Origin of the sequence: Mycoplasma simbae ATCC 49888 (genome assembly GCF_000702705.1) — a bacterium.
GTDB classification, from domain to species: domain Bacteria; phylum Bacillota_I; class Bacilli_A; order Mycoplasmatales; family Metamycoplasmataceae; genus Mycoplasmopsis; species Mycoplasmopsis simbae.
This window is the reverse complement of record NZ_JNJG01000004.1, coordinates 187,822-198,315: the sequence shown is the minus strand read 5'-3', so window position 1 is coordinate 198,315 and position 10,494 is coordinate 187,822. Positions and strand designations below refer to the sequence as shown.

Here is a 10,494-nt window from a genome sequence, read left to right as displayed (position 1 = left end):
TGTTTTTGAAATTGTTATATTACCCGACAGTTTTTTAATAATAGATTTAAAAATATTTGATTGAACTAAAAACTCACCAGTTTCTTCAACTTTAATGTTTACATCATCAACAACCAATTTTTTAATAATATTGGTTGCATCATTAGCTGCTCTTAATGTAATAAAATCCGATTCAATTTTTACCAATACACATCTAAAACTATAGAATGTGCTTAGTGGATCTACATATTTTGAAACAATCTCTAATGCATCGTCCAATATTTTTTTATTAATTTTAAACTTCATAAAACTCCTTATTAATAAATAAAAGTAATATATTTTGTTAATTTGTGGATAAGTATAAAAACGACATTTTTAGCTATTTTTTAACCACAAAATCCGTTTTTTACACAAATACTCATTGTGGATAAAACCTATTTAAGTTTGTATATCTCCTCTGAGATAGCGGAAATAGCACGGTTATAGGTTTGATCGGTTAATTCTCTTGAAGCTTCAACTTTTTTAATAGCGTTAATAATGGTTGAGTGATCCCTATTCCCAAAAATTTGACCAATTTTTTCTAGCGATATTCCCATCTCTTCACGAATTATGAACATAGCTATATGTCTAGCCAGCACAATATCTTTAAGTCTAGATTTGCCCAAAATATCTTTCTTGCTAACTCGATAATATTTAGCGACATATTCAACTATTGACTCAGGTGTTATTCTTTCTTTGTTTGATGCAATAGAAGAAAGAATTTTATTTACTATAGCCTCAGTATACCTACCATTTGCGTTTTTTGCAATACCATCATTATAGAAAAATAATCTGTTAATTGCGCCTTGCAAACTCCTAATGGAATCGTGAAAGTTACGTGCAATAAATTCTTTAGCTTCTTTTTCTCAATTATCTGGGTGCATATTTTTAATTTCAATAAAATACTCAAGAATTTTCAATAAATCAGCTTGTCTTGGGTTTTTTATTTGAACCTGCAAACCCATTGTTAATCTGGTAATTAGACGCTGATCAAATGTTGAATTTAAAGAAATAATCGATTTATCTGAACAAAAAATAGTTAATTTGTTTGTGTTTATCCTATGATCCAAAATTTGATTAATTATTTGTAAAGTTGATTTTTTATTACCCTGGCCATAATATTGAAAATCATCAAACATTACGACATCTGCATTGTTTAAATCATCTGTTGTAGCTTTTATTTTGGCTTGATTATTTTCTTGCAAAAGCATTGATATATCCGAAACAAAATCAGCTGGATTCAGATAAATAACTTTTTTATCTTGCTTATTTAATTCATTACCGATAGCGTTAAGTAAGTGTGTTTTACCCAATCCTGAATTAGCAGAAATAAAAACCGGATTAAAATTAAAATTTCCTGCAGCTATTTCTCTACCAATTTTTATTGCTTCGCGGTTAAAATCGCCCTCAACATAAGTTTCGAACGTGAATTCACGCACAAATGTGTCGTTATTTTTTCGCAAAGTCTTAATTATTTGCTTTTTAACCTCTTGAACTTTTTGCGTAACTATTGGATCAGGAGAAACAATTTTTTTAATCGCTTTTTTGTGTTCAATGGAGTAAGAGGCATTAAGATTTAATATTTCGCTTAAAACTTTTATAACTTTGTCGTTAAACGAAGACTTGATGATATTAATGCTATCTTTACTTAGGTCAGTCTCAATTGTAACAAACCCTGCTGTCACATCAACTATACGCAAAGGTAGAAAAAAACTTTTAAAAAGCATTTTATCACTGACTTCAATCGCCATAGACTTCAAAAATGCTTCATTAATTGCTATATTTCTGCTTTTTTCAATTTCATCTTTACGCATATTTCCTCCGTGTTTATTAGTAAATCATATTCAATTTTTTATTATATGGTTAATATAATATGAATATAAAACTTATACACAACTTATCAACAAAATTATTAACATAAAAAATATCTATTTTATAGGTAAATATGTAAAAATTCTACGTTATATACATTCACAAAAACATTGTGGATAAATTGTGTTATTAATCCTTAAAAAACTACTTTATCCACAGTTCATAACTACATTTACGTTTTTAATTTACAATAATACTAATTATGAGTTTAAAAGAGTTAAAAATTAATAATAAAAACGCAGGCGAAACTATCGAAGAAAGAGGGCAGTTTAAAAAAATTCTTTCCGGTGGCGAAAAAAGCAACTGAGATTACACTCTAGCCATTTTTGTGACTGATTCAGGAGTTTCACACCCTGTTTTTATGACTGCAAAATCAATTAAATTGATGACACCTTATGAAGTTGTTTTAGGTAAAAATAACAGTAAAAAATACAATTCGATGGTTTTGATCTCATTGCAACTTAGCCAACCTAAAGATAACGATGAGTTCAAAAAAATACTTATTCGTTCTAACATAGGTATAGGTTTAACCACTGTTGAAAAAATGGAACAAAAATTCGGAACCGATTGACTAAATAAATTTAAACAAGATGATGAACCATTTAAAACAGTTTTAAAAGATAAACAAATTGAAGCGTTAAGAAAATTTATTGACGAATTTTCGGATCCAAGTCTTAACTTTTTTATCGCCAAAGGATTAGAACGTTTATATAACTCTTTAACTGCTGAGTTAGGTAAAGATAACCTGCTTGACAAAATCAAAGAAATAGATCCATACTCACTGGTTTTTAATTTAGATTACGAGTTTGAAATTATAGATAAGCTAGCAACACTGCTTGATTTATCAGAAAGTGATTTAAGACTAAATGCCTTAATTTACGAAGCTGTGACGCAAATTAGCTTTAACAATAACTCAACACTGGTTGAAATAGATAACATTGTTGATTTTTGCTTAAAAGACTATAAATTGTATTCGGAAGCATCAATAATTTCAAGAATTAAAGATATGATCAATAAACAAACATTGTATTTTGATGTTGAAACTTCTAGAGTTTCAACGCATTCAATGCAACAAAAAGAAATGTACATAGCTGCCAGATTATTAAGTCTAAATCACACCTATTCCAAAACCAAAACAGTTGCAAAATATTCAACCTTATCAGACCTACAACAACAAGCATTTGAAAATGCAATAAACAATAGTGTTTCTTTAATTTCTGGCTTCCCAGGAACTGGAAAATCATATGTGATTAAGTCAATAGTTGATTATTTCAAGGCTGAAAAAATATACAAAATTGATAAAGAAGTGGCAATTGTTGCACCTACAGGTCGAGCAGCATCAAATATTGCATCAAAATCAGGTTATAAAGCTAAAACTATTCACAGTTATTTTTTAATTGGTAAGTCAGATTACAAAAACAACTCAACTTCATCGCTAGTAGATTCAAATCATAAAGTTGTAATTATTGACGAGTTTTCAATGGTAAATACTGATATTTTTTGATTAGTGCTTAAAAAATCACCTAACCTAGAAAAAATTATTCTTGTTGGCGATAATGACCAATTACCATGTATAGGGCAAGGGAACTTCATAGAAGGGATTTTGGATAGCAATAAAATTGCTTTTACAAAGCTAGTTGATATTTTTAGAACAGATAAAAACGAAATACCGCAACACTTTTTAGCAATCAAAAATAACATCGAACCAAGTCTACAAACAAACGATGTAGAGTGAAAGGATGTAACAAGTTTAAGATTCAACGATGCTTTAGTTGAAATCTATTCAGAAAAAGTAGAAAAATTTGGCCTAGAAAACGTTGTGGTTTTAGTCCCTATGCACAAAACTGAACACGGTATCAAAAACATTAATGAAATATTGCAAAGATGAAATTTGTTTAGAAATAAAGACATAGACAACAAACAAAATTCTATTAGTTTTGGTTCAGGCCCTACCGAGCGAACATTTTATTTAGGTGACAAGGTTGTTCAAAATGAAAATGACTATGATCTAGACGTTTATAACGGGGAAATAGGTTACATTTCTGCGTTTTCAAGCAACAAAGACTTAATTGAGGTTGATTTTGGTTACAAAAAAGTAAATTACGGCCGTTCTGATTTTGCAAAATATGTGACGCTAGGTTATGCTTTAACTGTACACAAATTTCAAGGTTCCGAATCTGAATGTGTTATTTATTCAGTGTTGCCAGAATATAATGTTTTGATGTCAACTAAACTAATGTATACAGCAGTTTCGCGAGCTAAAGAGAACTTAGTAATTATTGGCGACATTGCTTATTATTTAAGTAAAATTAAAAATAAAGAAAAAATCAATAAAACATACACAAACTTCAGTAATTTTTTAAAAATGGAGGGCTAAATGAAGCTAATAGTTGGATTAGGTAATATTGGTGAAGAATATAAATTTACTCGCCACAACGCAGGTTTTTTAACAGTTGATAAAATTTTAGAAAAAACAGGTATCAAACTAAATAAAGACAAATTTAACGGCAAATTTGGACTAGGCGATGGATTCATCGTTGCGAAACCATCTACATATATGAATAAATCTGGTAATTTTATTCATGATATATGTCAGTTTTACAAAATTGACTCATCTGATGTTATGATTATTTACGATGAAAAAGATTTTGCTTTAGGTCAAGCCTCAATAAAAATAGGTGGCTCAGCTGCCGGTCATAATGGCGTTAAAAGCGTAATGGATATTTTTAGTGCAAATGATTTTAAAAGATTACGTATTGGGATAGGCAGAGATGCCAATTTTGAATTAAAAGACTGAGTTTTAAGTAAGTTTAGAGTTGAAGAAATGCAAATTCTCGAACAAGTACTAGATGTTGCAGCTGACGCTGCCTTGTCATTTGTATACAATGATATTAATAAAGTAATTGAAAAATTTAATGGAACATACAAGAAATAAAGTTTTAATCGCTGTTAGCGGTGGCCCCGATTCAATGTTATTATTACACTGAGCTATTGAAAAATACGGTAGAAGCAATTTAGTTGTTGCTAGTGTAAACTATAAAACCAGAGTTGAAAGTGATTCTGAAATTGAATTTGTTAAAAATTTTTGCTCACACAAAAATATAGTTTTTGAAACTAGAGTTTGTGATCGTTCAAGCTCAAAAGGTAATTTTGAGAATTGAGCCAGGGAGCAAAGATATTTGTTTTTTAAAGAGCTATACGATAAATACAGTTGCAAAATTTTATTAACCGGACACCATAAAGATGATTTTATAGAAACCGCTTTGATGCAAAAAGAATCGGGAAGAAACCCAATGTTTTTTGGAATCAAATCTACAAATATTTTGTTCGACATGTTTGTGTATAGACCTTTTATTGACCTATATTATAAGAGCGAGATCATATCAAAACTTAATCAACTCAACATTGATTATTGCCTTGATAAAACTAATTTTATTCCTGTCTACACGCGAAATAAAATTAGACAAAAATTATCAACTTTATCAACCAGAGAAAAAGAAAAAATCTACAATGAATTTGTACTCATAAATGCTAATAAAGATTGAAAAAAGATTAAAAATGTATATAAAATTTGAGCAAACACTGAATACAGTCAAGACTGCTTTGTTGACCTCGGGTTTAAAGAACAATTGATATATAAATTTGTTCATGAGAACTTTCAAAATATTAATTTAAGCTCATCTAAAATACACTCAATAATTCAGTGATATTGTTCGGCCAATAGAACGTCTAAATACCTAATAAAAGATAGTGTGTGGCTAGTTAAAAAAAGAGGTAAGTTAATATATAATTTAATATTAAATAGAAAGGGGAATGATGAGAGATAGAAACACTCCCAACAACAATTACAACAAAGGTAAAGTTATTTGAACAATTTTGGTTACTATTCTTGGTTTAATAGCTGCTGGTGTAATTATTTACCTGTTATATCAAAGATTTTTACCACAAGATCAAATTGTAGGTATAGACCAATTTCATTTTCATGTTAAAGAGGCAATAGCTAGTGAAAATGATCAAATTTTCATTAAATCCGCTACACAAGATTGATTTAATGGCCAAATATCTTATGTTTTTTCCAAAAATGGAATAGATTATCATTTTCTTGCCAATATTGGTAGAGACAACACCAATCAATGATTCGATCAGTCGTACTTGTTGTCTTCGTCTATGGCTGAATATTTTGGAAAATCAAATTCAATAACATATTTAGAGGTTTTACAACAAGCGGGAAAATCATTTATTGACGGTAAAGAAACAATTGCATTATTAACTTCTAAACCTATTCCATCAAACGCAACGCCATGATGACAAGTCATTTTACAATCATTGCTACCAATTCTTTTATGAATCTTTATTGGCTGATTCTTACTAAGATCAATTTCTAAAGGTGGTGGTATGGTTGGTATGGTTGGGGAAGAAAAAAGCCCTGCCCAAAAAATAAAAAGTGATAAAAAATTCAAAGATATTGCCGGAAATAAAGAGGCGATTGAGGAAATTAGAGAAATAGTTGATTATCTAAAAGATCCTAAAAAATATGCAGCTGCTGGTGCGAGAATGCCACATGGAATCTTGCTTGGAGGTCCTCCTGGAACGGGTAAAACCTTACTTGCCAAAGCAACAGCTGGAGAAGCGAATGTTCCTTTCTACTTTATTTCAGCATCAAATTTTGTTGAAATGTATGTAGGTCTAGGTGCTAAAAGAGTTAGAAGTGTAGTAGCTGAAGCTAGAAAAAATGCGCCTGCAATTATATTTATTGATGAACTTGATGCAATTGGACGTACTAGAGGTGCTGGTTTAGGTGGTGGTCACGATGAACGTGAACAAACACTAAACCAATTGCTTGTTGAAATGGATGGTATGGAACAAAATAATGGTATTTTATTCTTTGCTGCAACCAACCGTACAGATGTTTTAGACCCTGCGTTAATTAGACCTGGACGTTTTGACAGACAAGTAACTGTAGGTTTACCTGATGTAAAAGAAAGACAAGAAATTTTGGAATTACACGCAAAAGGTAAACGTGTAGCAAGCAATGTTGACATGAGCAAAGTTGCTCGCAGAACACCGGGTTATTCAGGTGCTCAGCTTGAAAACGTTATTAATGAAGCTAGTCTATTAGCTGTTAGATTTAATCACCCAGTCATTACATTAGAAGATATTGATGAAGCGATTGATAGAGTTATGGCGGGTCCTGCTAAAAAGAACAGGGTTATTTCTAAAAATGAGCTTACAATGGTTGCTTACCACGAGGCTGGACACGCAGTAGTTGGTATTAAAATACCTGGTGGAAATAAAGTGCAAAAAATTACCATTATTCCACGTGGCCAAGCCGGTGGATATAACCTAATGATGCCTGAAGAAGAAAAATACAACATGTCTAAACAAGAACTAATCTCGATGATTACTTCATTTATGGGCGGACGCGCTGCCGAAGAAATTATTTATGGTGCCGATAATATTTCTACAGGCGCTAGTGATGATATTCAAAAAGCAACAAAAATAGCACGTAAAATGGTAACTGAGTTTGGTATGTCAGATTTAGGACCAATCCAATATGAAGCGGACGAAGGTTCGCCATTCTTAGGTCGTGATTATTTAAAATCATCTTCATTCTCATCACAAATTGCTCACGAAATTGACCTTGAAGTTAGAAAAATAATTTTAGAAGCCAAAAGAAGAGCTAAAGAAACTATTGAACAAAACAGAGAATTATTAGAATTAATTAAAACTGCATTACTGGAAAAAGAAACAATTGTTGCCGAAGAAATTGAATACATTTCAACACACCTACAATTGCCTCCTAAACCTGAAGAAGTTTTACCAGAACAAGAAGAAAATAAATCACTTGACGAATTAATTCAAGATTCTCAATCATCACAAAATAATGAAGAACACACTAAATAGTGTGTTTTTTGTATAAAAAAACCACCAATTTGGCGGTACATTAAGTATTACACCTTAACGGCGGCTCATCGCGAGATACATTATACAGCACTTTGCTTATTTTTTGGTTTAAATTCCAATAAACCAATTATTGCCCCAACTAAAATCATAACCCCTAAAACATAAACATACCACGGGCTAGGCTTTCAAGCTCCAACAGTAATTAAAATAGGCTCAAAAATCATAGTTCACAATGAGTAAGTTATATTAATACTTGTTGCTTTAGGTACTGACAACTTGTTTAAAGCTCGATAATAGAACATAAAAGAGACACTAGAAAGCAAAGCTGCGAGAAATAAAAATATGATATATCAGCTAGAATTGTGTATGAAATTACTCAAATTTTGGGTTTTATTATAGCCCCCAAAAGCCGGAACTAATACAGCAGCAAATACCAATACAGATGTTAAAGAACGGATGAATATTGAAACATAAGGATCTATATTGTTTTCTAAACTAATTGAAGATAAAAAAGCTTCTAAGCCTCAACTTACTACAGCAACAGCAATATACACATAACCTTTTCAACTGCTGGGTTCATTATATCCAGCAATCAAACCAAATGATACAGCAGAAGATACAGCAATAATTAAACCCAAAATTGTGTTTCAACTTGATTTTTTACGCATAAAAATGTAAACACACATGGTGGCCAAAATTGGGTAAAGAGTTGAAAGTGATGAAGCTTTAAAGGCGCCAATTTCAACAATTGCGAGCATATACATGGCTGAGCCAAGCGGTGCCCCAAGTAAGCTGCTTAAAATTAATACCCATATTTTCTTATTATGGAAGGGAAAAATAGTTTTAAGACTGACTTGTTTTTTGATGATTACCACAATAATTAAAGAGCAAAGTAACATAAATATTTCAACAATAAACGCACTCATTATTCCGAATTTAAGTGTTCCTATTTGTGAACTGAATTCACCGTTCAACGCTGAAAACAAGCTCAAAGCAATACCGCTAAAGGCCCACAGAATTGCTGATAATAAGCCGCCAATCGACTCGAGAGTATATTTACTTAAAAACTTCTTCATACTCATTCTCCAGTAAATTTGTGTAAAATTTTGCGTTATTTAACATGTGTTGACTGTATTCAGTGTCGATGCTGTTGCCTTTATCAATAAATGCAAGTGTTCAAATTCATCATAAATATCCCAGCAGTGCCATATATGCGTAAATTCTAATAAATTTTAATCTTGAAGCTTGTCTTTGGTTAAAGTAGTATCCTATTATTTTATCCAAATCATCTTTATTGTAAAAAGCACTCGTTGCAAATGCGGCAATATCAATTAATTGATCACAATCACCTGCATACTCATAATCAATTAATGTCACAAAACCATCTTGATTTATAAGCAAGTTGTCTGGAATAAAATCAATGTGACTAAGAAATTTATCAACCTTTAGTTTTTCAACAAATGTAAAAATTTTATTGATTTTTTCAGTAATTATGTACTCATTTAGCAATAAATTTAAGCTTTTATTTACCTGTTTTGTGTATTTATTTATCTCTTGAGCAATATTGAATTCTTGACCTAACTTATACTTTTTAGCATGAAATTTCTTAATCATTGACATGCATTTTTTCACTTGTGAAAAATTATATGCATCAATATTTTTTGAACCTGTTTCAAAGTAGGTAATTTTTGAGTAAGTGACTGGATTATAGTGATAAATTCTTTCAGCGTGCTCAAAAGATTGAATTAAACTATAAACCTTTTGTTCTCTGTCTCTATCGACTATGTTTTCAGTGCCTTCTCCTGCAGATCTATAAACATATTTAGTATCGTTAAGAACAAATGAAAATGAGTTATTTGTTAGTCCCTTTTTGATTGATGAAACATGCTTAATATCATTGATTTTACAGTGAAAAAGTTGACAAATTTCAGTAAAACACTCATTTTCAACAATAGATTGCTCATGTGAATCAACAAACTTAATATCGTTAAGATTATCTATTTCGAATACGTTATTTGTTTGATTATTAATGTAAATATCCGTTTTTTGCAATAGTTCAAAAATAGGTTGTTCCCAATAAGAATTTTGAGCCAATGATTCATCCTTGAACATTTGTTCAGCTAAATCTAAATATTTTATTGATGTTTGGTGATCAAAATACACTGGACCTGTAATATAAAAATCATTTTCAATCAAATTGCACGGTTTTAATTCAGTAATTTTGCCATTTTCATCAAATTTTGTTCTTCATTCGTACACATTGCGTGATTTAGATTTATTTTGGATTATTGTCATAAATGACTTTTCGTTCAATGCATTGAAAAAATTAGAATTTATTCAAGCATCTGAATTAAGAATGTATGTGTTTTGCAAATATTCCTTGGCTTTATACAGAGAGATAAATGAATTAGACTTATCAAAATCAGGATTAAAAATCAAATTAACATTGTATTTGTTGGCTATTTCATTAAAACATTCAGCTTTATAGCCCACAACAATATGGATTTCATCAATGCCATTTTGCTTTAGGAAAATGATTTGTCTTTCAATCATTGAATGACCATCTTTAATTTTTACCAAACCTTTAGGTGTTTTAAAAGTAAGTGGAACAAGTCTAGAACCAAATCCAGCAGCTAAAATAATTGCATTTTTCTTTATTTTATTCATATTACCTCAATATCTGTACATAAATTGTATAGA

The 10,494-nt window shown here is 30.6% G+C and carries 7 protein-coding genes and 1 pseudogene; 4 read left to right on the top strand and 4 right to left on the bottom strand.

Going from position 1 to position 10,494, the window contains the following annotated elements:
• Positions 1–285 (bottom strand): annotated as a pseudogene (locus T329_RS0100970) (DNA polymerase III subunit beta); the annotation flags it as partial.
• Between the two features lie 128 nt (positions 286–413).
• Positions 414–1,832 (bottom strand): chromosomal replication initiator protein DnaA, encoded by a 1,419-nt coding sequence (gene dnaA, locus T329_RS0100965; protein ID WP_051630113.1) that lies wholly within the window; start codon positions 1,830–1,832, stop codon positions 414–416.
• Between the two features lie 260 nt (positions 1,833–2,092).
• Here dnaA and T329_RS0100960 point away from each other — a divergent pair, with 260 nt between their 5' ends.
• Genes T329_RS0100960 through ftsH form a run of 4 tightly spaced genes read left to right on the top strand, consistent with a single transcriptional unit; the run spans position 2,093 to position 7,794 of the window.
• The gene (locus tag T329_RS0100960; RefSeq protein ID WP_029608576.1) at positions 2,093–4,267 is read left to right on the top strand and encodes an ATP-dependent DNA helicase; all 2,175 of its coding nucleotides are present in this window, start codon (positions 2,093–2,095) and stop codon (positions 4,265–4,267) included.
• Positions 4,268–4,825, top strand: a complete 558-nt coding sequence (gene pth / locus T329_RS0100955) for an aminoacyl-tRNA hydrolase (protein WP_029608575.1) — start codon at positions 4,268–4,270, stop codon at positions 4,823–4,825.
• A complete protein-coding gene (gene tilS, locus T329_RS0100950) occupies positions 4,806–5,717 on the top strand; it encodes a tRNA lysidine(34) synthetase TilS (RefSeq protein ID WP_051630112.1) in 912 nt (303 codons plus the stop codon). Before pth ends, tilS begins: the two co-directional genes overlap by 20 nt.
• Positions 5,704–7,794 carry an ATP-dependent zinc metalloprotease FtsH gene (gene ftsH / locus T329_RS0100945; RefSeq protein ID WP_156933765.1) on the top strand — a complete coding sequence of 697 codons (2,091 nt, stop codon included), beginning with the start codon at positions 5,704–5,706 and terminating at the stop codon, positions 7,792–7,794. Before tilS ends, ftsH begins: the two co-directional genes overlap by 14 nt.
• An 80-nt stretch (positions 7,795–7,874) precedes the next feature.
• On the opposite strand, the gene T329_RS0100940 is transcribed toward ftsH, so the two are convergent.
• Both T329_RS0100940 and T329_RS0100930 read right to left on the bottom strand, forming a co-directional pair.
• Positions 7,875–8,870, bottom strand: coding sequence for a DMT family transporter (locus T329_RS0100940; protein ID WP_156933763.1), 996 nt, complete (start codon positions 8,868–8,870; stop codon positions 7,875–7,877).
• Complete coding sequence (locus T329_RS0100930; RefSeq protein ID WP_029608570.1) at positions 8,851–10,461, bottom strand: sugar phosphate nucleotidyltransferase; 1,611 nt, start codon at positions 10,459–10,461, stop codon at positions 8,851–8,853. Before T329_RS0100930 ends, T329_RS0100940 begins: the two co-directional genes overlap by 20 nt.
• Positions 10,462–10,494 lie beyond the last annotated feature (33 nt).